Here is a 22,127-nt window from a genome sequence, read left to right as displayed (position 1 = left end):
GCGTAATGAAAACTTCTCAAGCAAAAAGTCCATGGCTGTGGGTGCCGTCGCTGTATTTTGCCCAGGCCATTCCGTATGTGGTGGCGATGCAGTTATCGGTCATCATGTACAAGGATCTGGGCGTGTCGAATACCGACATCGCCTTCTACACCAGCCTGCTGTACCTGCCCTGGGTGATCAAGCCGCTATGGTCGCCCGTCGTCGACATGTTCGGCACCAAGCGGCGCTGGACGGTGCTGCTGCAACTGGTCGTGGCCGCTTCCCTGGCGGCGGTCGGCACGGTGCTGCACCTGCCCGCCTTCTTTTCGGTCAGCCTGGCCGTGATGTGGCTGATGGCCTTCAGTTCGGCCACCCACGACATTTCGGCCGACGGCTTTTATATGCTGGGCCTGCGCCAGAAAGACCAGGCCGCTTTCGTGGGCGTGCGCAGCACCTTCTACCGGCTGGCGACCCTGGCCGGCCAGGGGCCGCTGGTGGTGCTGGCCGGCTACCTCGCCGTCTCGCTCGGCGATACGCACAAGGCCTGGTCGATCGTCTTTTTCGTGCTGGCCGGCGTGTTCGCCGCCGCCTTTGCCTGGCACCAGTTGATGCTGCCGAAACCCGAGGGCGACCATGCGGTCGCCGCCGGCGCCAATCCGCTGCGCGAATTCTTCGGCACCTTCGGCGCGTTTTTCCGCAAGCGCGACATCTGGCTGATCCTCGGCTTCATCCTGACCTTCCGCCTGGGCGAAGCGCAGCTGCTCAAACTCGTCGCGCCCTTCCTCAAGGACCCGCTGGAAAAGGGCGGCCTCGGGCTCACCACTGCCCAGTACGGCTGGGCCTATGGCACGATCGGCATCATTTCGCTCACCATCGGCGGCCTGGCCGGCGGCTACCTGATCTCGCGTATCGGCCTGAAACGCTGCCTGTGGCTGATGGTGTTCGCCGTGCACTTGCCCGACCTGGTCTTCGTCTACCTGTCGCAGGCGCAGCCGACCAGCCTGGCGCTGATCTCGGCCTTCCTCGCGATCGAGCAGTTCGGCTACGGCTTCGGCTTCACCGCCATGATGCTGTACATGATCATGGTCGCCGACGGCGAGCACAAGACCGCGCATTACGCGATCTGCACCGGCCTGATGGCGCTGGGCATGATGGTGCCGGGCATGTGGAGCGGAAAGCTGCAGGAATACCTGGGCTACCAGAACTTCTTTATCTGGGTGTGCATTGCGACGATTCCGGCCTTCGTCATGGCGGCCCTGGTGAAGATCGATCCGGAGTTCGGGAAAAAATAGGCGCCTGCCGGCGTGCGCCGGCCAGGCGCATGAAGACCGGACCATGACATGGTGAACCACCGCGCACAGGCGCCCGCGCCGGGCCGCCTGGCCGGCGTGCCTATTGTTTCCTGCTGACGGGCTGAGCTTTGCTACTATTGCCGCCTTCTCCTGGCGGCGCGCTGGGCGGCGCCGTTGCGCGGGGGTAGCGCCGGGCCAGGCTGGCGCAAGCGGTGGTTTATCAACGTAGGACGATCGAGATCGAGTGGGAGCGGTAGTGGCTGATATGAAAAAACGCGCATTGGCGCTGGCGGGTATGGCGGGCATGCTAACCCTGGGTGGGCTCCTGGCGAGCTGCTCGACGCCGAAAAAGGAGGCGGCCGCGCCGAAGGGGACGATCGCCGCCAGCGGCAAGCTGCCGCCGGCCGCGCCGCGCGAGTTCCGCGCCGCCTGGGTGTCGACGGTGGCCAATATCGACTGGCCGAGCCGGCAAAACCTGAAGGCGTCCCAGCAGCAGGCCGAGGCGATCGCCATCCTCGACCGCGCCAAGGCGATGAACCTGAACGCCATCGTGCTGCAAGTGCGCCCCTCGGCCGACGCCATCTACGCCTCGCCCATCGAACCGTGGTCGGAATACCTGACCGGCGCCCAGGGCCAGGCGCCGCAGCCCTGGTACGACCCGCTGAAATTCTGGGTGACGCAAGCGCATGCGCGCGGCCTCGAGCTGCATGCCTGGTTCAATCCCTACCGCGCCCGCCACGACGGCGCCCGCTCGCCGGCCGCCGCCAACCACATCACGCGCGCGAACCCGTCGGCCGTGCGCCGCTACGGCAAGTTCATGTGGATGGACCCGGGCGAGGAATCGGCGTCGCGGCAGACCCTGGAGGTCGTGCTCGACGTGGTGCGCCGCTACGACATCGACGGCGTCCACATCGACGACTATTTCTATCCCTACCCGATCGAAGCGAGCCCGACGGTGGCCGGCAACCAGGCGGCGCTCGACGGCAGGAACGGCATGAAGGCCGAGCTCGACTTTCCGGATACGCCGGCCTGGGAGCGTTATCTCGCCCGTGGCGGCAAGCTCGACCGTCCATCCTGGCGCCGCCAGAACGTCAACGACCTGATCGAGGAAATGTACAAGGGCATCCACCGCGAAAAAAGCTGGGTGCGCTTCGGCATCAGCCCCTTCGGCCTGGGCCGCCCGGACCGCCGCCCGCCTGGCATCGCCGGCTTTTCGCAGTACGACAAGCTGTACGCGGACGCGGAACTGTGGCTGCAAAAGGGCTGGCTCGACTATTTCACGCCGCAACTGTACTGGGCGCGCAGCCAGGCGCCGCAAGCCTACGACGTGCTGCTCGATTACTGGATCGGCCAGAACACGCAAGGCCGCCACATCTGGCCCGGCCTGTTTACCAGCCGCATCGGTGCCCCGACCAAGGAGTACCAGCCGCAGGAAATCCTCGACCAGATCGACGCGACCCGTGCGCGCCCGCAGGCGGGCGGCCACGTACACTTCAGCATGATTGCCCTGATGCAGAATCGCAAAGGCATCGCCGACCAGCTGAGCACGGTGTCATACGCGACCCCGGCGCTGGTGCCGGCCACGCCCTGGCTGGGCAACGCGAAACCGGGCTTGCCGCGGGTAAAAGCGCTGCGCAACGGCAAGGGGATCGATCTAAAACTGACGGCTGGCAAAGCCAATGCCCTGTACACGGTATGGGCGCGCCATGGCAACGAGTGGAAGTTGGCGGTGGTGCCGGCCGCAAGGGAAGACTGGACGGTGCAGGACGATGCGCAACTGGGCGCGGCCGATGCGGTATTCGTCGGCGCCGTGGACCGGCTCGGCATCGAAGGCGACCGCGTACAGGTGTGGGGCAAGTCGTAAGGCGGATGGGTGCATGAACCATTCAGTGTTTCGGCTCATAAATAGTTGCCTTTATTCATCAATTCCAATCATGAAATGTCGGCTATCACGTGTCCATGCTCGATTCGACCACTGAGCCCGGCATCGGCCTGGGCATCGACGCCGGCGGCACCCAGACCCGCTGGGCCCTGGCCGCGCCGGACGGCGCGATCCTGGCCGAAGGCACGCTCGCCGGCTTGTCCGCCCTGCAAATGAGCACCCCCGAGGGCCGCGCCAGCGTGCAGGCCACGTTTGCGCTGCTGGCCCAGGCCGTGCTCGCGCACGCGCAGCCGGACCGGGTGCGCGCCGGCCTCACCGGGTTCGGCGGCGACGGCGGTCAGTTGACGCGCTGGCTGGCCGGGCTGCTCGGCATCGCGCCCGCATCGATTGTCATGTGCAACGACATCGACATTGCCTACCGTGCCAGTTTTACGCCCGGCGCAGGCTACCTGGTCTATGCCGGCACCGGCTCGATCGGCGCCTTCATCGATGGCGACGGCAGGTTTCACCGGGCCGGCGGACGCGGCGTCGTGCTCGACGATGGCGGCGGCGGCTTCTGGATCGCGCGCGAAGCATTGCGCCGGATCTGGCGCCTGGAAGACGAAGCGCCGGGCAGCTGGGAACGCTCGCCCATGGCGCGCGCCGTGTTCGACCACGTCGGCGGCTCGGCCTGGGCCTGTTCGCGCCAGTTCATCTACGGCAAGGAACGCGGCGAAATCGGCCAGCTGGCGCTGGCCGTGGCGGCCAGCGCGGCGCACGACCCGGCCGCGGCCGCCATCCTGGACGAAGCCGGCCGCGAGCTGGGCCGCCTGGCAAGCGCGCTGATCCGGCGCTTCGGGCCGCGTCCGGTGGTCCTCTCCGGCCGTGCCGCCGCCCTGCACCCGTCGATTGCCGCGAGCATGCGCGCCAGCCTGGCGCCGGACTGCATCCTCACCCAGAGCGCCATGCGCGCGCACCATGCCGCCGCCCGCCTGGCCGCGGCGGGCGCCGCCACCCCTTGATCTCCCTTTTATGATGATAATGACCCGGACCGCCATGAAATCGCTTGCCGCTACTCTCCTGATCGCCCTGCTTGCCGGTTGCGTGACCGCGCCCGACGGCATCGACAAGACTTATTCGGCCAAGGGCCAGGCCAGCCGCGTGCGCTTCCTGGTGCTGCACTACACGGTGGCCGACAAGCCGGCCTCGCTCAAGATCCTGACCGAACAGCAAGTGAGCGCCCACTACCTGCTCACCGACGATGCCCGCCCGACCGTCTACGGCCTGGTCGACGAAAGCCGCGCCGCCTACCACGCCGGCATCTCGAGCTGGAAAGGCTATACGCAGCTCAACAACAGCTCGATCGGCATCGAGATCGTCAATGCCGGCTGGACCGATACCCCGCAAGGGCGTGTCTACGCGCCTTTCCCGCAAACCCAGATCGACGCCCTGATTCCCTTGGTCAAAGGGATCGTCGCGCGCCATGGCATCCTGCCCGAGAACGTGGTCGGCCACAGCGACATCGCCCCGCTGCGCAAGCAGGATCCGGGTCCGATGTTCCCCTGGCGCCAGCTGGCCCAGGCCGGGCTGGTGCTGTGGCCGGACGCGCAGCGCGTCGCCGCCGTGCGCCAGGTGTTCGATATCCAGATTCCGGACGCCGCGTGGTTCCAGAAAAAGCTGGCCAGCCACGGTTTCGGCTTGACCCAGTCCGGTGTCTTCGACCAGCCTACCCGGACCGTGATCGCCGCCTTCCAGATGAAATACCGGCCGGCAAACTGCATCGGCGAACCGGATGCCGAAACGGCGGCCATGCTCGAAGTGCTGACGACGCCGGCGAATGCGCCGTTGCCCTCGGTGCCGATCGTGCCGGCGCTACCGCCGCTGGCGCCGGAAGCGCCGATCCCGCCCGAGCTGCGTCCGGTGCCGCCAGCGCCAGCGCCGCCGCCGCCGCCGCCGCCGGTGCCGCCGGAAGCGCCGGCCGCGCCCGTCACCGCGGCGCCGCTCACGGCGCCGCCCATGAGCGCGCCGAACACGCCGCCGGTCGTGCGGTGACGGTCGCCGTGCACCCGGTTTCGCCGTATCCTGCGGCCTGCCCGCTGCCACCGGGCGTTGCGAAGGATTGACCCAATGCGCTTGCGCCACATCGAAGTTTTCCACGCCATCATGCAGGTCGGCACCATCAGCGGTGCCGCCCAGGTACTGCACATCTCGCAGCCGGCCGTCACCAAGGTGCTGCAGCACGCCGAGCTGCAGCTGGGCATGCCGCTGTTCGAGCGCGTGCGCGGAAAACTGTATCCGAAGCCGGAAGCGCACCGCCTGTTCGCCGAAACCGAAAAACTCAACCGCGACCTGCAAGGCATCCGCCGCCTGGCCGCCAGCCTGAAGGGCCGCGCCGTGGAAACCGTGCGCCTGGTGTCGACGCCGACCCTGGCCATCGGCGTGCTGCCGCAGGCGATGACGGCCTGGCGCCGCGATTTCGCGCAGACCCGCTGCGAGCTGGCGACTTACCACACGAGCGAGATCGTCAACGCGCTGCGCCTGGGCGAAGCCGACCTCGCCCTGTCGTTGCAAGACCCGCGCCACCCCGGCATCGTCGCCGAACCGATCGCCCAAGGCGTGCTCACCGTGATCGCCCCGGCCGGCACCTGGAGCGCGGCCGAATGCACGCAGCCGATCGGCCCCGCCGGGCTGACGGGCGAACTGATCGGCCTGGCCGACAACGACCCGATCGGCGAAATCGTCGTCGCCGCCTGCGAAGCGCAAGGGGTGCAGCCCGTGTTCCGCACCGTCGTGCAGACCTACCAGATTGCCCGTTCGCTGGTCGAGGCCGGCGCCGGCACGGCCGTGGTCGACCCGTTCACGGCGGCCTCGGCCACGTCCGGCAAGGTCCAGCGCCGCCAGTGGGCGCCTCCCATGCCGGTCCAGCTGTTCCTGCTGACGGCGAACCATGCGCCGCTCTCGCACGGCGCGCGCGCGCTGGCCAATTGCATCGGCGCCACGGCGCGCGCCTGCCTGGAACAGGGAGCCGCCTGAATGGCCGGCGCATGCCCGACGCTCGCCAGCGAAGACATCGCCGCCAGCGCGGAGTTCCGCCACCTGTCGTCGATCGCCGGCATCGCGGTCGACCTGCGCTACGCCGGCGCCAACAATTTCGTCGGGCGCGACCTGTATTCTCCGTTCGACTGCGCCTGGCTGCACGTCGAGGCCGCCGCGGCGCTGGAAACGGCGGTCGCCTGGCTGGCCGGGCAGGCCCCCGGCCACACCCTGCTCGTGCTCGATGCCCTGCGCCCGCAGCGGGTGCAGCAGCAGTTATGGGATGCTCTGGACGGCACCGGCCTGCAGATGTACCTGGCCGACCCGGCGCGCGGCTCGATCCACTCGTACGGCATGGCGCTCGACGTGACCATCCTCGACCCCCAGGGCCGCGAGCTCGACATGGGAACCGGCTTCGACGACATGACGGACTTGTCGCACCCGGCACTGGAAGCGGGATTCCTGGCCGCCGGCCGCTTGAGCGAACGGCAGCTGGGCCACCGCCGCCTGCTGCGCGGCGCCATGGTCGGCGCCGGCTACGCCGGCATCAAGACCGAATGGTGGCATTTCGACTGTGGCGACCGCGAGCGCGTGCGCGCCACCTTCCGCCGCGTGCTCTGACCCCCCTCGCGCGCACGCTTGAGTTTTCTCAGCCTTTAGCGCTGTCCTGGCCCGGACAATCGGTTGGTATCGACGAGAGATTGATGCCATGGCTTGACGAGTCCGCTTCTTTTCCTCTCGCGCAATACCCATTCTTCCAACGGACAGGAGAGGTGCGCAATGAAACGATTGATGATGGCGGCGTCCGTGGGCGCGGCGCTGGCGGGTTGCAGCACGGGCGCGGGCGAGATGTTCGCGGCGCGGGACCGGACGGTCGAGTATGTCCGGGTGTTCGACATCAAGACCGAGGCGGCGCCGCCGGCCGTGGCGCGCGCGGCCAGCGAGGGCATCAGCCGCAATATCAACAACGCCATGCTGGCCACGCCCCTGCCTGAAACGGCCGAGGTGCTGGACCAGCCGGGCCGCTTCAAGCTAGCCGAGACCCCGGGCGCGGCGCGCGGCCCCACCTGCGACGGCGCCAGCTGGACCGCCCGCGCGCGCCCCGAGGTGCGCGGCGGCCAGGACATGCAGATCGTCGCCTGCCTCTACCCGTACAAGACCGGCTACCACCTCGACCTGTATGCCGGCTTCACCAAGAAGGAAGGCGGCTGGCTGGCATGGCCGCGCCGCGCCACCGGCATGGTGCTCGGCACGCCCGAAAAATACGCGGAAAAAACGATGCTCGACGTTATCCGCACCATTCGCGAAGCGACCAAGGCGCAAGTGGCGCTGGTCGAGGCCCGGCCCGAGGTGGCCGGGGCCCCTTGGCTGGAGCCTGCGGGAAGCGGCACGCCGGCGTCGAAACCCTGACGCCGCGTGCCTTCTTAGAACGCGTAATCCACGCGCGCGTACATCTGGCGGCCGTTAATGCCGATTGGACAGGTTTCCCAGCAATGCGTGAAGCCCAGCTGCGGGAACGGTGCCGCGCGCACCTTGTCCCACTCGGTCGGGTAGGTGTCGAACAAGTTGTTCGCACCGACGGCCAGCGAGAGGCGCTTGGTGAAGGCATAGCGCACGCTCAGGTCGACCAGCCACTTCGCTTCCCAGGTCTGCACGAACGGGGCGGTGAAGCCCTGGCCCTGCACTTCGCCGAAATAGCTGGCGCGGGTGTTCAGGTTCCAGGGGCCGCGCGTGTAGTCGGCGGCCACCACATGGTGCTGGCGCGGCTGGCCGCGTTCGATCAGCGTCACCTGGGCGTCGTCGAACAGCTGGGCGCCGGTCAGCACCGGCGACTGCGAGCGGCGCGCCTTGACTTCGGTCTTGTTGAAGCCGAGCTGGCCGGACAGCACCAGGGTCGACCCTGGCCAGCGCGTGGTGTGCTCGGCCACCAGGTCGAAACCGTCGGTGCTGGTGTCGATCGCGTTGGTGAAGAACTGCGCCTGGCCGACCTTCAGTGGATCGAGGATGGCGCGGATCGGGCCGGCGCCGGCTTCGGGAGCGATGTTGCTCGAAAAAACGATGCGGTCGTCGATGTCGATGCGGTACAGGTCGGCCGTGACCGAGAAGTTCGGCAGCGGACGCAGGACGATGCCGACGCTGGCGTTCTTCGAGGTTTCTTCCTTCAGCGGCGCGATGCCGAAGGCACGGGTGACGGCGCTGCCTTCGCGCGCGGTCAGGGTTTCGGTCAGCACGCCGGCCGCGTTCAGGTTGGTCGAGACCGAGCTGTAGAACTTCTGCTGCACCGACGGCGCGCGGAAGCCGGTCGAGATGCTGCCGCGCAGGCCGAGGGTGCGCGACGGATCGTAGCGCATCGAGAGCTTGCCGGTCGTGGTGTTGCCGAAGTCCGAGTATTTCTCGTAACGGACCGCGCCGGCGACCAGCAGCTTGTCGGTAATGTTGTGCTCGGCGTCGAGGTAGAAGGCGATGTTGTGGCGGCCCTCGTCGACTTCGGTGGACGGCGTGTAGCCCGGGAAGCCCTGCGCGCCCGAGGCGGCGATGCCGCCGTTCTGGTCGCGGATGACGATGGCCGGATTGTTGGTGCGGCCGTACTGGTAAGAGACCGGATCGCCCGCTTCGATTTCGTAATTGTCCCTGCGGTATTCGAAACCGGCCGCCAGCGAGATCTTGCGTCCAGCCAGCTCGACCGGACCGCGCAGGTCGGCATTGAAGGTGGTCTGGTTGAACTTCAGGGTGCCGGTATCGGCTTCCAGGGGCGACTCGGCGTAGATGCCGCCGCCCGGTTTCGGCTCGAACCAGTAGCTGATGTTGATCGATTCGCGCTCATGGAAACCGAGCTGGCTGCGGCCATGGTTCACGCTGGTGTCGAACTTCCAGTCGTTGGCCAGGTTGTGGCGGTAGCCGACGGCGAAGGACGCGTCTTTCACCGTGGTGACGATGTTCGGCAGGAAGCCGTTCGGGTAGACCGCGGGCACATTGCGGCCGTCGCCCCGGCTGCGGTAGAAGCCGGACGAGTCGCCGGTGCGCTTGGAGACGCCGCCGAAGGCATAGAACTCGCTGTCGGCGTTGATCGGCAGGCCGGCGTTGACCCACAGGAAGGCGTCCTTGGCCAGGCTGTCGCCGATGCGCTGGGTCACGCGCGGCGGATCGACGCGCAGGGTATCGACGCCGGCGCGGTTGGTTTCGCCGCGGCGGCGGCCTTCGGCCGACAGGTTCACGAAGCCGCCGTCAGTGCCGAGCGCAAAGCCCGTGTTGGCGCTGGCCGAGATCATGTCGCCGTCGCCTTCGGCGGTGGTGCCGACCGAGCTGCTGACTTGCGTTTCCTTGACCTGCGATTTGAGGACGATGTTGATCACGCCGGCAATCGCGTCCGACCCGTACTGGGCCGCCGCGCCGTCACGCAGCACCTCGATGCGCGCGATGGCCGACATCGGGATCGCATTGATGTCGGTACCGGCCGAGCCGCGGCCAATGGTCTGCTGGACATTGACCAGCGCTTGCTGGTGGCGGCGCTTGCCGTTGACCAGCACCAGCAGCTGGTCGGGGCCAAGGCCGCGCAGCGTGGCAGGACGGATGATGTCGGTGCCGTCGCTGATGAAGGTGGTCGAGAAATTGAACGACGGGTCCAGCGTTTGCAACAGTTTGCCGAGTTCCAGGGGACCGGCGGTCTGCATGTCTTTCGCGCTGATCAGTCCCACCGGCGCGGCCGTATCGAGCGCGGTCTTGGCGCTCGAACGCGAACCGAGCACGACCACGCGGGCCGGATTGGTTTCGTCGGCACCGGCGCTGCCGGTGGCGCCCGTCTCCTGCGCCGTGGCAGGGTAGAGCGCGGCCAGCAGGGCGGTCGCGAGCAGGGTTTGGCGGAAAGGATGGCAGGCAGGGCGTCTCGTCATGTTCTCTCAATTCTTGGTTATCGAAGCGGATTGCCTCGGCATGGGCTGTGTCTTCGGAAAAATGTTTCCGTAAAAGCAAAAGATAGTAACAATTGTGTTCCGTACATACCAATGCTCCCGCTACAAGCGTTGTATTTGGGTATCACCTTATCAATATTGCGTGCGAAGCAAGAGAAAAGACAGTAAGCTCGATTAGTTGAGCTTGCGCAACGCGCCGCTCCAATATCCGTCAAGCCCGGCTTTGCGCTGGGCGGATGCAGGCAGGCGCGCGCCTCCACCTTCCGATCCTAGGGCGCAGCCGGCGCCCCCGACTTCGCCACCCAATCGACCAGCGCATCGACCACCGCCCGCCCGCGTCCGTCGCCGGCCAGCTCGTCGTTGACCATCGCCACCACCACATGCTGCACGCCGGCGGCATCCGGCACATAGCCCGCCACGGCCACCACATTGCGCAGCGATCCCGTTTTCAGGCGCGCGCGTCCCGCCGCCGGGCTGTCGTGCAAGCGCCGGCGCATCGTCCCGTCGGTCGCCGCGATCGGCATGCTGGCCAGGAATTCCGGCGCCCAGTTGCTGCGCAGTCCGGCGCGCAGCAAGGCGCCCATCTGCAGCGCGCTGATGCGCTCGATGCGCGACAGGCCGGAGCCGTTGTCGATCACAAAACCGCTGTCGTCGATGCCGCGCGCGCGCATCCAGTGGCGCACGGCGCCGTCGGCGCGGGCATAGGTCGTCGCGTCCGCGGCCGGCGGCAGCGGACGGCTGCCCAGCACCGGGTCCGCTTCCAGGGCGCCCAGGCTCAGGAACAGCGTGCGCGCCAGCGCGTTGTCCGACGGTTTATTCGTGTCGCGCACCAATTCCGGCAGCGTCCGCGCGCGGTGTTCGGCCAGCAGGCGCGCATCGGACGGCGCGTTGCCGGTCACCGTCTTGCCGCTCAGCTCGCCTCCGAGCTGCCGCCATGTCAGGCGGAACAGGCCGTCGAGATAGTCGTCGCGGTCGAGCACGTTGATGCTGCTGGTACGGGCACAATGTTTAGGGTAGGTGCCTTGCAGCACGACCCGGATCGTGCCGCCCGCGGTGCGTGTTACCTGCGGCAGTTTCCAGCCGTCTTCCCAGCTGGCGCAATCGGCGTCGATCAGCCTCATGTTGGAAGCGATCGTGACCCCGGCCAGCGCCGGCTGCATGTCGAGCCGGATGCGCTTGTCGGTCGAGCGCATGTCGATCTGCAGCATGTTCTTGTTGACCAGGAGCGCGTCGGGAATGACGTTGTAATACGCCTCGGGCGACGCGTCGAACGGGGGCAGGCCGGCATCGGGCCGCGCCGGCGTGAACAGGCTGCGGTCCAGCACCAGGTTGCCGTCGATGCGCTCGATGCCCGCATTGCGCAGGGCGCGCAGCATGCCTTCCAGTACTTCGCCCGAAAAATCCGCATCGGCCCCGCCGCGCAGCACCAGGTCGCCCTGCAACACGCCCTTGTCGACGGCGCCGTTCGTGCGCAGTTCGGTACGCCCGCGAAATACCGGCCCCAGCTGCTCCAGACTCACCAGGGTCGTCACCAGCTTCATGATCGAGGCCGGTTGCATCGGGCGCTCGGCCAGGTGCTGCAGGACAACCTGGTCGCCGCGCAGCACCAGGGCGCCGACGGAATCGGGCCGCATGCCCCCTTGCGCCAGCAGCTGCGTCACCGGTTCCGGCAACTGGGCCTGGACGGGTAGCCAAGCGAGGAGGGCGGCGGCGAGGGCGAGGTGGCGCAGCATGGGGCTCCTTGATCGATCAGCCGAAGAACAGGTAGGCAACGAAGATGGCGGCGATCACGCCGGCGAGGTCGGCCAGCAGGCCATAACCGATCGCGTAGCGGGTCTTGCGGATACCGACCGAGCCGAAATACAGGGCGACGATATAGAACGTGGTATCGGCGGCGCCTTGCAGGATCGAGGCGAGGCGGCCGACGAAGGAGTCCACGCCGTAGGTCGTCATGGCGTCGATCATCATCGCGCGCGAACCGCTGCCCGACAGCGGCTTCATCAGCGCGGTGGGCAGCGCGCCGACGAAATCGGTGCGCAGGCCAAGCTGGGTGAATACCCATTCGAAGGCGTTGACGATCAGGCCCAGGATGCCCGAGTTGCGCACCACGCTGATCGCCACCAGCATGCCGACCAGGTAGGGAATGATTTTCAGCGAGGTTTCGATGCCGCCCTTCGCGCCCTCGATAAAGGCTTCGAAGACATTGACCCCCTTGCGCAGCGCCGCCACCATGAAGGCGGCGATGATGGAAAAAAGAATCAGGTTGGCAGCCACGACCGATACCAGTTCGATCTCGGCCTTGGCCAGGTAATTGGTGAGATAGAACACGAGGGCGCCAATGATGGCGGTCAGGCCGCCGATCCAGCCGAACACCACCGGGTCGAGCAGGTTGATGCGCTGGCGCAGGCTGACGGCGACGATCCCGGTGAAGGTCGAGCAGAAGGTAGCGATCAGGGTCGGAATGAAGATATCGGCCGGATTGGCCGCGCCGAGGATGGCGCGCTGGGCCATGATCGCCAGCGGAATCACCGTCAAGCCCGAGGTCTGGATCACCAGGAACATGATCTGGGCATCGCTCGCTTCATCCTTGCGCGGGTTGAGCGTTTGCAGGCTTTCCATGGCCTTCAGGCCGAACGGGGTCGCGGCATTGTCGAGCCCCAGGATATTGGCCGAGAAATTCATGACCATATGGCCATTCGCGGGATGTTCACGCGGCACCCCCGGGAAGATGCGGGAAAAGAAGGGGGCGATGAGGCGCGCAAACAGGTTGATGGCGCCGGCTTTTTCGCCAATGTTCATGATGCCCAGCCAGAGCGTCATCACGCCGGCCAGCGGCAGGGCGATGTCCATCACCGCCATCTTGGCCGAGCTGAAGGTGCCGTCGATAACGCGTTTGAAAATTTCCGAGTCGCCCAGAAACAGCCATTGGGCAAGCGCTGCCACGAAGCCGACGAGGAAGAAACCAGTCCAGATGTAATTCAATGCCATGAGTGGGTCCGATAAGGTCATGGGCCGGTGGCCGCGATGACGCTGTTTCCTGTAGCCGCAGACAAGGTCACGGCTGGTCTCGCACGATGGTGCAGCGGTGAGTATAGGCGCAGAGCAAGGTGCAAGGAAGAAAGAATACAGCCGCATCATGCAGAAAGGTGGTGAGCGCAGCCTTGCGTTTGCCTCCCTACAGCGTCGCGCATATGATACGAACGCTCAACCAGGACTTGCCATGACACGAAGCACCTCGACTTTCGCCCTGCTGCTGCTTGCCGCCGCCTGCGCGGGCGCGCCGGCGGCCATCGGTGCCGCGCCGGCGGCGGCGCCGGGACAGAAAGTGCTGCGCATGTTCCTGTCGACCAGCGAGACCGGGCTCGATCCGGCCGCCGCTTCCGACAGCGCGACCTTGTCGCTGCTGGAAAACCTGTTCGACCCGCTGTTGCGCTACGACTACCTGGCGCGCCCCGTGACATTGCGTCCAAATACGGCAGCGGCCATGCCGCAAGTGAGCGCCGACGGCCGCACCTATACCTTCCGCATCCGCCCCGGCATCCATTTCACGCCCGACCCGGCCTTCAAGGGAATAAAACGCGAAATGACGGCCCAGGACATGGTCTACAGCCTGACCCGCCTGTACGACCCGGCCCTGAAGTCCCCCTGGCTGTACATGTTCGACGGAAAACTCGTCGGCGATGCCGCCCTCAAGAAACAGTTCAGCTACGACAGGCCGATCCCCGGCTTGCAGGCGCTCGACCGGTTTACCTTGCGCATCCGCTTGAACGAGCCCGACAACAATTTTCTGTTTTACATGGCGACCCCCGCCTCCGGCGCGGTGGCGCGCGAAGTCATCGAGGCCTATCCGGGCCAGGCGGGCAATCACCCGGTCGGCACCGGTCCCTTCATGATCGGCGACTGGAAGAGAAGCGAGCGCATCGTGCTGCTGGCGAACCCGTATGCGAGCGCCGTCTTCAGCGCCACGCCGGGCAGCGACCCGGAAGACCAGCGCATTGCGGCGGCCCTGAACGGCAAGCGCCTGCCGCGCGTCGACCGCGTGGAAGTCAAGATCGCCGAGGAATTCCAGGGCCGCATGCTGGGCTTCCTGAACGGCGAATACGATTACCTCGAGCAGGTGCCCGAATCGATGACCGACATGGTGATCCGCGACGGCGCCCTGAAACCCGCGTTGCGGGCACGGGGCATGCAACTGTCGCGCTTTCCCGTGCTGCAAACCTATTACATGTGGATGAACATGGACGATCCGGTGCTGGGCGGTTACGGCAAGGACCGGATCGCCCTGCGCCGCGCCATCGCCCTGGCCTACAACAACGCCGAGGACGTGGCGCTGCTGAAGAAAGGCTTTGCCATCAAGGCCGAGTCGCCGCTGCCGCCCAACGTGCTCGGCTACGACCCGGCTTACCGCAGCCCGGTGCCCTACCACCCGGCGCTGGCCAACGCGCTGCTCGACCGCCACGGCTACGGCAAGCGCGATGCGCAAGGGTTCCGGCGCGCGCCCGACGGCCAGCCGCTGACGCTCACGATGCACAGCGAAGCGACGGTCGGTGGCCGCCTGCGCGACGAGTTATGGAGAAAATGCCTCAATTCCATCGGCCTGCGCGTGGCGTTCAAGTCGGACAAGAAGACCGAAATCATCAAGGCCTCGCGCCTGGGCAAGGTGACGATGTTCGAGAGTAACTGGATCGCCGACTTCCCCGACGGCGACAATTTTTACCAGCTGCTGTACGGCCCGAATGCAGGCCGCGCCAACTATGCGCGCTTCAACTTGCCGGCGTATAACACCCGCTACGAACAGGCACGCATGCTCGGCGACGGCCCGGTGCGGCGCCGCCTGTACTTCGAGATGAACCAGTTGATCCATGCCTACAACCCCTGGGTGCCGCTGACCCATGCGGTATCGGCCGATGTCCGCCATCCGTGGCTAAAAAACTACAAGCGCCATCCGGTCGAATTCACTTCCTGGCGGTATCTGGATGTGGATGTTGTGCACAGGGCACGCCTGTCGCGGCAGGCGCCTTAGCCCGCGTAAGATTTCCTCTTTTAAACATTCCTAGAAGTTATACTTCCTGCCAGTTTTTTCATTGGCTGGCGCCCCATGCCCCGCGTAGTCTCGAAATGGCGCATACCGCCGTGCCATGACTTTACCCATAATAAATAACGTAATACTGCCCAGTATGAAGTTCGACGGAAACCTTAGGAGAGACGCGTGAAGCTGAAGAAAATAGCCCATCTGATTGCCCTGATCGGGGTGGCCAGCCCGGCCGTTGCACAGGAATTGCAACAAACCCCGATGGCGCGCGTCGAAGTGACCGGTTCGAGCATCAAACGCATCGCCAGGGAAGGCGCGCTGCCGGTCGAGGTGATCTCCCGCAAGCAGCTCGAAGAGCAGGGCATCGTCACTGCCGAGCAATTGATCGCCACCTTGAACATCAATGGCAACGGCTCGGACAACCTGGCATCGAACGCCGACGTGACGTCGGGCGCCCAGCGCGGCAACAATGGCGCTTCTTCGGCCAACCTGCGTGGCCAGGGTGCCGATTCCACCCTGGTGCTGCTCAACGGCCGCCGGGTCGCGACCCACGGCATGAAGGGCTCGGCGGTCGACCTGAATTCGATTCCGATGGCGGCGGTCGAACGCGTCGAGGTACTCAAAGATGGCGCCTCGGCCACCTACGGCACCGATGCGATCGGCGGCGTGATTAACTTTATTCTTCGCAAAAACTACCAGGGTCTGGAAACCCAGGCCTTCACCGACGTGACCGAGGCGGGCGGCGGCAACATCCACCGCGTCTCGGCGACCGGCGGTTTCGGCGACCTCGAGGGCAAGGGCTATAACGTCCTCGTTGCCGCTTCCCACAGCCGCAACCAAGCCTTGCGCGGCGACCAGCGCGACTTCGTCGATACCTTCCAGCCCGAGCGCGGCGTGTCGGTCGAGACCCGCGGCGCACCCTCGGGCAACGTGTTCGCCACGCCCGTGGCGCCATCGCTGCTGTCGCGTACCGGCACCGGTCCGACCCTGCCGGGCGGCACGGTTGCCTTCAACGGCATTAGCCTGCTCGACCTGCCCGGCGGCGCCGGCTGCGACAGCATCGACGGGATGGGCGCCTACGACGAAAAACTGTGGGACAACCCGGGTTCGGCTTTCGGCTGTGCCTGGGATACCGGCCGCGCCGCCGTCCTGCAGCAGCCCGTGAAGAACACCAACGCCCTGGCACGCGCGACCTTCCAGGCCGGCCAGCACCAGCTGTTCGCCGAACTGGTCGGCTCGCAAGTCGAGGTCGCCAAGCGTTTTTCGCCGAACCAGGTTTCACCGAGTGCCAGCACCTTCCCCGGGTCCTCGTTCTACCCGAGCAGCGGCCCGTACTACAACCGCGTCTACGATGCGCTGGTCAAGGTGTTCCCGAGCGTGGCGGCGAACCGCGGCCTGCCGATCGCCTACCGCTGGCGCTGCATGGAGTGCGGCAACCGCGAGATCGAGACCGACACCAAAGCCGGCCGCCTGCAGATCGGCGCCGACGGCCCCGTCAACTTCGGCAACGTCGGCACGTTCGATTACCGCGTCGGCCTGTCGCGCGCCTTCAGCGAATCGACGTCGACGCTGGGGTCCGGCTACAACTATACGGCGGCCCTGGCCAAGGCCCTCGGCAGCGGCATCATCAACCCCTTCCTGCTGCCGGGCGAAACCCAGACCCAGCAAGCGATCGACCTGATCCGCTCGACCTCGGCCGAAGGCGTGATCCTGTACGGCGGCAAGACCATCCTGACCCAGCTCGACGCATCGCTGTCGGGCGAGATCTTCAAGCTGCCGGCCGGCGCCGTCATGGCCGCCGTCGGTACCGACCTGCGGCGCGAAGAATACCGGTTCAATGGCGACGCCCGTGCCGTCAACGCCCGTCCTGCGATCCTGAACGCACCGTTCGACGACACGAATACGCTCGACAACGTGCACCGCGATATCAAGGCGGTCTACGCCGAAGTCCTGGTGCCGGTCACCAAGGCGCTGGAAGTGACTTTCGCCGGCCGGCGCGACCAGTATTCGGGCTTCGGCAGCACCTTCAACCCGAAAGTGTCGTTCCGTTACCAGCCGATCGCCTCGCTGCTGTTCCGTGGTTCTTACAACACGGGTTTCCGCGCGCCTTCGTTCAATCAGCTGTTCAACGGCGTGACCGAGTCGCCCTACGCGGGCAAGGATCTGGCCGATCCGGCCAAGTGCCCGACCCTGAAAGTCGATTCGACCAAGCCGGGCTGCGAAGCCGTCAACCCGATCATCCTCACCGGCGGCAAGCGCAACCTGGGCCCTGAGACGGCGAAACAAGCCTCGTTCGGTTTGGTCTGGGAACCGGCCGCGCGCACGTCCTTCAACGCCGACATCTGGGAAGTGCGCAAGGAAGACACGATCGACTCGTTCAACCTGGCCACCATGCTGGCGAACTACAACCTGTTCGGCGATGCCTTCCTGCGCAATGCCGCCGGCGAACTGGTCGCGGTCGACCAGCGCTGGATCAATGCCGGCGAACGCATCACGCGCGGCCTGGAAGTGGGCGCGCGCACCGGTGGCAGCTGGGAAGGCACGGTCTGGGGCCTGGGCATCGACGGCTCGCGCCTGCTCGAGAAGAAGTCGCGTCCTACCCGCAATGCCACTTTCGGCGCCAGCGAAGTGGGCCGGTTCACCTATACCGGCGACCTCGGCCTGAAATGGAAGCACACCGCCTACCTCAGCGCCCGCCACGGCCACTGGAGCGGCTTGCTGCAGAACGTCTACCGTGCCGGCTACAAGGACCAGGTGCTGCCAGGCGTGGCCAGCGGCCGCGTGCTGCCGTCGAACTACAATCCGAAGGTCGATTCGTACATCGTCTTCAACGCCAGCGTCAGCTACACCGGCGTCAAGAACCTGACCCTGACCGGCGGCATCAAGAACCTGTTCGACGAAGACCCGCCGTTCGCCATCACCTACGACAGCAACTCGGGTGCCGGCAGCAGCTGGGAACCGCGGGTGGCCGATCCGCGCGGCCGCGCGTTCACGCTGACGGCGAACTACCGGTTCTTCTGAGCGCGTTCGCGCAAGCGTAGCGGCCCGCGCACGAAGAAGGCGATGCCTTCGACGCCCGCGGGCCTTGTTTATCCACTATCCTGCCCGGATGCCGCATTTCCCCGACCCGCGCCGCCGCGCATTGCTCTCCCTGCTTGGCAGCGCCTTCCTGCTGGCGCCGGGCCTGGCGCTGCCGGCGCAGGCAGGCGCGCGCCGGCGCCGCCCGTCGCTACCGAAGATGTCATCCCTGATCAAACCTCCGCGCCTGCAGCCGGGCGACACCGTCGGCCTGATCGCGCCGGGCGGCTACGCCACCGAAAAATCGATCGCCAAGGCGCGCTGCAACATCGAGGCGCTGGGTTTGCGGGTGCGCGAAGGCGCGAGCCTGCGCGCGGTGTACGGCAATTATGGCGGCAGCGTGCCGCAGAGACTGGCCGACCTGCATGCGATGTTCGGCGACCCCGAGATCAGGATGATCTGGCCGATCCGCGGCGGCTCGGGCTGTATTTCGCTCCTGTCCCGCCTCGATTTCGCGCTGATCCGCGCCAACCCGAAGATTTTATTGGGCTACTCGGACATTACCGCGCTGCACCTGGCCATCCATAAACATGCGCGCCTGGTGACCTTCCACGGTCCGGTGGCCTCGTCGACGATGACCGACTACGCGACCGAACACATGATGGCGGTATTGAGCGATCCGCAGCCGCGCTACACGATTCCGATGGCCCTGGAAAACAGCCGGCGCGCCCTGGAGCAGCCGCATTTCGCGCTGCGCACCGTGCACGCCGGCGTGGCCAGCGGGCGCCTGATGGGTGGCAACCTGAGTTTGCTCGCGGCGCTGGCCGGCACGCCCTATGCGGCCGATTTCAAGGACAGCATCCTGTTCCTGGAAGAAGTGAACGAAGCGCCGTACCGGATCGACCGCTGGATGACCCAGCTCGATTTGTCGGCAGGCTTTGCGAAAGCGGCGGGGGTAATGGTCGGCATCTGCGAAAACTGCGGGCCGGAGCACGAGGACATTTCGCTGACGCTCGACCAGACGCTGGACCTGCACCTGGCGCCGCTGTCGGTGCCGGCGGCGAGCGGCTATTCGATCGGCCACATCCGCGACCAGTTCACGATCCCGCTGGGGATCCGCGCCACGCTCGATACCGAACGGCACACGCTGACGCTGCTGGAGCCGGCGGTCAGCTAAACCAGGCCATGTCGGCATCCGGCGCTGCCCGCCATCGATGCGCTAAAGCCAAAAGGCTGGGGTCACGTCTGACATTCGGACACAAGCTCAACCATTCTCACAGCCTGGTCCGTATCTCAAAGCCCACGTTTGCCACCCCGCGCGATTGGCGATCAAGGAAGAGGCCGTGTCTGAATGTCAGACTTGACCCCAGTGGTTTTAGTGGTTCAGTGGTCCAGTGGTCGTCGGTGCCGGCGGTGAGCGGCTATTCGATCGGCCACATCTGCGACCAGTTCACGATCCCGCTGGAAATCCGCGCCACGCTCGATACCGAGCGGCACACGCTGACGCTGCCGGAGCCGGCGGTCAGCTAGACCTTGCAGGTCATGTAGACATACCCGTGCTGCTCGCCGTCGATGCGAAACAGGTCGGGCAATTCGCCGGCGAACGCAAAACCGCTGCGCGCGTAGAGGCGGCGCGCCGGCCCGTTCGACGACAGCACCTCGAGGTCGACCCAGTCGAGCGATTCTTGGGCATGGGCCCAGCCGAGCGCCGTGGCCAGCAGGCGTTCGCCCAGGCCCTGGCGCCGCCAGTCGCGGTGGACGCCCATGCCGAGCAGGCAGCGGTGGCTCGATGCCCGCTCGGGCCGCGCGCGCAGGTCGGCGTGGCCGCAGATGGCGCCGTCGGCATCGAGCGCCATCCAGGCGCGCCGCCAGCCGGGCGCGCCGACCTCGGCACCCAGGCCGAGCGCAAACGCGGCGCGCTTGTCGACCGGGAAGCGTGAATCGGCGCGCGCCATCGGCTGGAACAGGGGCGTGCCGGCGCGGCCGTTGTCCTGCAAGTGGTCGTCCAGATAGACGAACAAGGCCGGCAGGTCGGCCGGCGCCACCTTCTCGATCGCGGGCCCGGCCTGGCCGTTCAACGCAGCCCGGCCGGCAGGGCGGCCGCCGGCTCAGCGCCGCCGCCGGCCCTTGGCGGCGCCACGGCGTGCGCATCGTTCCGGATCGCGCCCATCAGAGTGCCCGCGCGATCAGGATCTTCTGGATGTCGCTCGTGCCTTCGTAAATCTGGCAGACGCGCACATCGCGGTAGATGCGCTCGATCGGGAAATCGGCCACGTAGCCGTAGCCGCCGAAGACCTGCATCGCGCTCGACACCACGCGCTCGGCCATCTCGGAAGCGAACAGTTTTGCCATTGCCGCTTCCTTCAGGCAGGGCAGGCCCGCATCCTTCATCGAGGCCGCGTGCAGGATCAGCTGGCGCGCCGCCTCGATCTGCATCGCCATTTCGGCCAGGCGGAACTGGACCGACTGGTGTTCGAAGATCGGTTTGCCGAAGCTCTCGCGCTCCTTCGAATAAGCGAGCGCGGCGTCGAAGGCGGCGCGCGCCATGCCGACCGATTGCGAAGCGATGCCGATGCGTCCGCCCTCCAGGCCCGACAGGGCGATCTTGTAGCCCATGCCTTCTTCGCCGATCAAATTGGCGGCCGGCACGCGGCAATTCTCGAACACGATCTGCGCCGTGTCCGAGGAATGCTGGCCCATCTTCTGCTCGAGGCCGGCGACGCGGTAGCCGGGAGAGTCGACCGGCACCCAGAAGGCGCTGATGCCTTTCTTGCCGGCCGCCTTGTCGGTGACGGCCATGACGATGGCGACATCGCCGTACTTGCCGCTGGTGATGAATTGCTTGGTGCCGTTGATGACATAGTCGTCGCCGTCGCGCACGGCGCTCGTGCGCAGGGCCGCGGCATCGCTGCCGGTGTGCGGTTCGGTGAGGGCAAAGGCGCCCAGCAGCGCGCCCCGCGCCAGCGGCACGAGCCACTGCTGCTTTTGCGCTTCGCTGGCGTACATCATGGCAATGCTGCAGACCGGGCAGTTGTTGACCGAGATGATGGTCGAGATGCCGCCGTCGCCGGCCGCGATTTCTTCGAGCACCAGCGCCAGCGACACGTAGTCGAGGCCCGCGCCGCCGTACTGTTCCGGCACCGCCACGCCGAAGGCGCCGAGCCGGGCCAGCTCCTGCAGTTCCGCTTTCGGAAAATAGTGCTCCTTGTCCCAGCGCGCCGCTTGCGGCGCCAGGCGTTCCTGCGAAAAGCTGCGCAGGGCGTCGCGGATCATCTGGTGTTCTTCGGTCAGGATCATCGTGTCTCTTGTCTCGTCGGTTCTATCAGGGCTTACCAGGGAATCGGGTCGCCGTCGTGGTTCAGGAAAGTGCCGTTGGCCTCATGCGTGGCCTTGGCCAGCGTCGCGCGCAGGTCGCGCACGCTGTGGGCGACGTCGATCGTCGCGCCGCTGCCGCCCATGTCGGTCTGGACCCAGCCGGGGTGGAAAGCGATGCAGGTGGCGCCCTGCGGGCCATGGGTGAGCGCGGTGTCGCGCAGCACCGAGTTCAGGGCCGCCTTGCTGGCGCGGTAGAGCGAACCGGTGGTGCCGGTGCGTGCGCCGATCGAGCCCATGCGGGAGGACAGCACGCCGAGTTTGCCGCGCGCCGCGGACACCAGGGGCGCGACGATCGGCAGCAGGCGCATCGCCGCCAGCACGTTGGTGTGCATGACCTTGTCGAAATCGTCCTGGGTCGGAAAGCCGTCGTCGCGCGGGCCGTAGACGCCGGCCACCAGCCAGGCGGCGTCGAGCTTTTCGTCGGCGAGTTTCCAGCCGAGGGCGGCGATCGCTTCCGCATGCGCGACATCGAGTTCGTGCGCTTCGGCGCCCAGCTGCGCCAGTTGCGCCAGGTCGTGCGGTTTGCGCGCGGTGGCGATCACGCGCCAGCCGTCGGCGCGGTATTGGCGCACCAGTTCGCGGCCGATGCCGCGCGAGGCGCCGAGGATCAGGACGGTAGGCATGGTGGG

Annotated in this window: 16 protein-coding genes and 1 pseudogene; 11 read left to right on the top strand and 6 right to left on the bottom strand. The window is 66.5% G+C overall.

Going from position 1 to position 22,127, the window contains the following annotated elements:
• The first annotated feature begins 5 nt into the window (after window positions 1-5).
• The 7 genes and pseudogenes from ACFPOU_RS06220 to ACFPOU_RS06190 all read left to right on the top strand — a co-directional run bounded on the left by ACFPOU_RS06220 (window position 6) and on the right by ACFPOU_RS06190 (window position 7,575).
• Entirely contained in the window at window positions 6-1,271 is a 1,266-nt protein-coding gene (locus ACFPOU_RS06220) for an MFS transporter (protein WP_379718266.1), read from the top strand.
• A gap of 265 nt (window positions 1,272-1,536) precedes the next feature.
• The gene (locus tag ACFPOU_RS06215) at window positions 1,537-3,135 is read left to right on the top strand and encodes a glycoside hydrolase family 10-like protein (protein WP_379719005.1); all 1,599 of its coding nucleotides are present in this window, start codon (window positions 1,537-1,539) and stop codon (window positions 3,133-3,135) included.
• 95 nt (window positions 3,136-3,230) lie between these two features.
• Window positions 3,231-4,154, top strand: a complete 924-nt coding sequence (locus tag ACFPOU_RS06210; RefSeq protein WP_379719002.1) for a BadF/BadG/BcrA/BcrD ATPase family protein — start codon at window positions 3,231-3,233, stop codon at window positions 4,152-4,154.
• A gap of 34 nt (window positions 4,155-4,188) precedes the next feature.
• A pseudogene (locus ACFPOU_RS06205) lies at window positions 4,189-4,956 on the top strand (N-acetylmuramoyl-L-alanine amidase); the annotation flags it as partial.
• A 303-nt stretch (window positions 4,957-5,259) separates the two neighbouring features.
• Window positions 5,260-6,165, top strand: a complete 906-nt coding sequence (locus ACFPOU_RS06200) for a LysR family transcriptional regulator (protein ID WP_379718264.1) — start codon at window positions 5,260-5,262, stop codon at window positions 6,163-6,165.
• Window positions 6,166-6,786 carry a M15 family metallopeptidase gene (locus tag ACFPOU_RS06195; RefSeq protein WP_379718262.1) on the top strand — a complete coding sequence of 207 codons (621 nt, stop codon included), beginning with the start codon at window positions 6,166-6,168 and terminating at the stop codon, window positions 6,784-6,786.
• A gap of 159 nt (window positions 6,787-6,945) precedes the next feature.
• Window positions 6,946-7,575 carry a hypothetical protein gene (locus ACFPOU_RS06190; protein ID WP_379718260.1) on the top strand — a complete coding sequence of 210 codons (630 nt, stop codon included), beginning with the start codon at window positions 6,946-6,948 and terminating at the stop codon, window positions 7,573-7,575.
• A 14-nt stretch (window positions 7,576-7,589) separates the two neighbouring features.
• On the opposite strand, the gene ACFPOU_RS06185 is transcribed toward ACFPOU_RS06190, so the two are convergent.
• The 3 genes from ACFPOU_RS06185 to ACFPOU_RS06175 form a co-directional block, all read right to left on the bottom strand.
• The gene (locus ACFPOU_RS06185) at window positions 7,590-10,055 is read right to left on the bottom strand and encodes a TonB-dependent receptor plug domain-containing protein (RefSeq protein WP_379718258.1); all 2,466 of its coding nucleotides are present in this window, start codon (window positions 10,053-10,055) and stop codon (window positions 7,590-7,592) included.
• 287 nt (window positions 10,056-10,342) lie between these two features.
• Complete coding sequence (gene dacB, locus ACFPOU_RS06180) at window positions 10,343-11,806, bottom strand: D-alanyl-D-alanine carboxypeptidase/D-alanyl-D-alanine endopeptidase (protein ID WP_379718256.1); 1,464 nt, start codon at window positions 11,804-11,806, stop codon at window positions 10,343-10,345.
• Between the two features lie 16 nt (window positions 11,807-11,822).
• On the bottom strand, window positions 11,823-13,061 hold the full coding sequence (locus tag ACFPOU_RS06175) for a nucleoside recognition domain-containing protein (RefSeq protein WP_379718254.1): 1,239 nt from the start codon (window positions 13,059-13,061) through the stop codon (window positions 11,823-11,825).
• Between the two features lie 232 nt (window positions 13,062-13,293).
• Here ACFPOU_RS06175 and ACFPOU_RS06170 point away from each other — a divergent pair, with 232 nt between their 5' ends.
• From ACFPOU_RS06170 to ACFPOU_RS06155, 4 genes are all read left to right on the top strand, one after another.
• Window positions 13,294-15,096: an ABC transporter substrate-binding protein gene (locus ACFPOU_RS06170; RefSeq protein WP_379718252.1), complete on the top strand. Its 1,803-nt coding sequence runs from the start codon at window positions 13,294-13,296 to the stop codon at window positions 15,094-15,096.
• A 186-nt stretch (window positions 15,097-15,282) separates the two neighbouring features.
• Window positions 15,283-18,126: a TonB-dependent receptor domain-containing protein gene (locus ACFPOU_RS06165; RefSeq protein ID WP_379718250.1), complete on the top strand. Its 2,844-nt coding sequence runs from the start codon at window positions 15,283-15,285 to the stop codon at window positions 18,124-18,126.
• Window positions 18,127-18,214: 88 nt separating this feature from the next.
• A complete protein-coding gene (locus tag ACFPOU_RS06160; protein ID WP_379718248.1) occupies window positions 18,215-19,300 on the top strand; it encodes a S66 peptidase family protein in 1,086 nt (361 codons plus the stop codon).
• Between the two features lie 209 nt (window positions 19,301-19,509).
• Window positions 19,510-19,653 carry a hypothetical protein gene (locus tag ACFPOU_RS06155; RefSeq protein ID WP_379718246.1) on the top strand — a complete coding sequence of 48 codons (144 nt, stop codon included), beginning with the start codon at window positions 19,510-19,512 and terminating at the stop codon, window positions 19,651-19,653.
• Here the strand turns inward: ACFPOU_RS06155 and ACFPOU_RS06150 are convergent.
• The 3 genes from ACFPOU_RS06150 to ACFPOU_RS06140 form a co-directional block, all read right to left on the bottom strand.
• Window positions 19,650-20,201 (bottom strand): GNAT family N-acetyltransferase, encoded by a 552-nt coding sequence (locus tag ACFPOU_RS06150; protein WP_379718244.1) that lies wholly within the window; start codon window positions 20,199-20,201, stop codon window positions 19,650-19,652. The genes ACFPOU_RS06155 and ACFPOU_RS06150 overlap by 4 nt on opposite strands.
• 91 nt (window positions 20,202-20,292) lie before the next feature.
• Window positions 20,293-21,420: an acyl-CoA dehydrogenase family protein gene (locus ACFPOU_RS06145; protein WP_379718242.1), complete on the bottom strand. Its 1,128-nt coding sequence runs from the start codon at window positions 21,418-21,420 to the stop codon at window positions 20,293-20,295.
• Window positions 21,421-21,452: 32 nt separating this feature from the next.
• Window positions 21,453-22,121: an SDR family oxidoreductase gene (locus ACFPOU_RS06140; RefSeq protein ID WP_379718240.1), complete on the bottom strand. Its 669-nt coding sequence runs from the start codon at window positions 22,119-22,121 to the stop codon at window positions 21,453-21,455.
• Window positions 22,122-22,127: the final 6 nt, after the last annotated feature.

This window comes from Massilia jejuensis, from assembly GCF_042656795.1.
Taxonomy (GTDB): Bacteria; Pseudomonadota; Gammaproteobacteria; order Burkholderiales; family Burkholderiaceae_D; genus Telluria; species Telluria jejuensis.
Note: the sequence above shows the minus strand (reverse complement) of the source record. Positions and strands in the feature narration are given on the sequence as shown.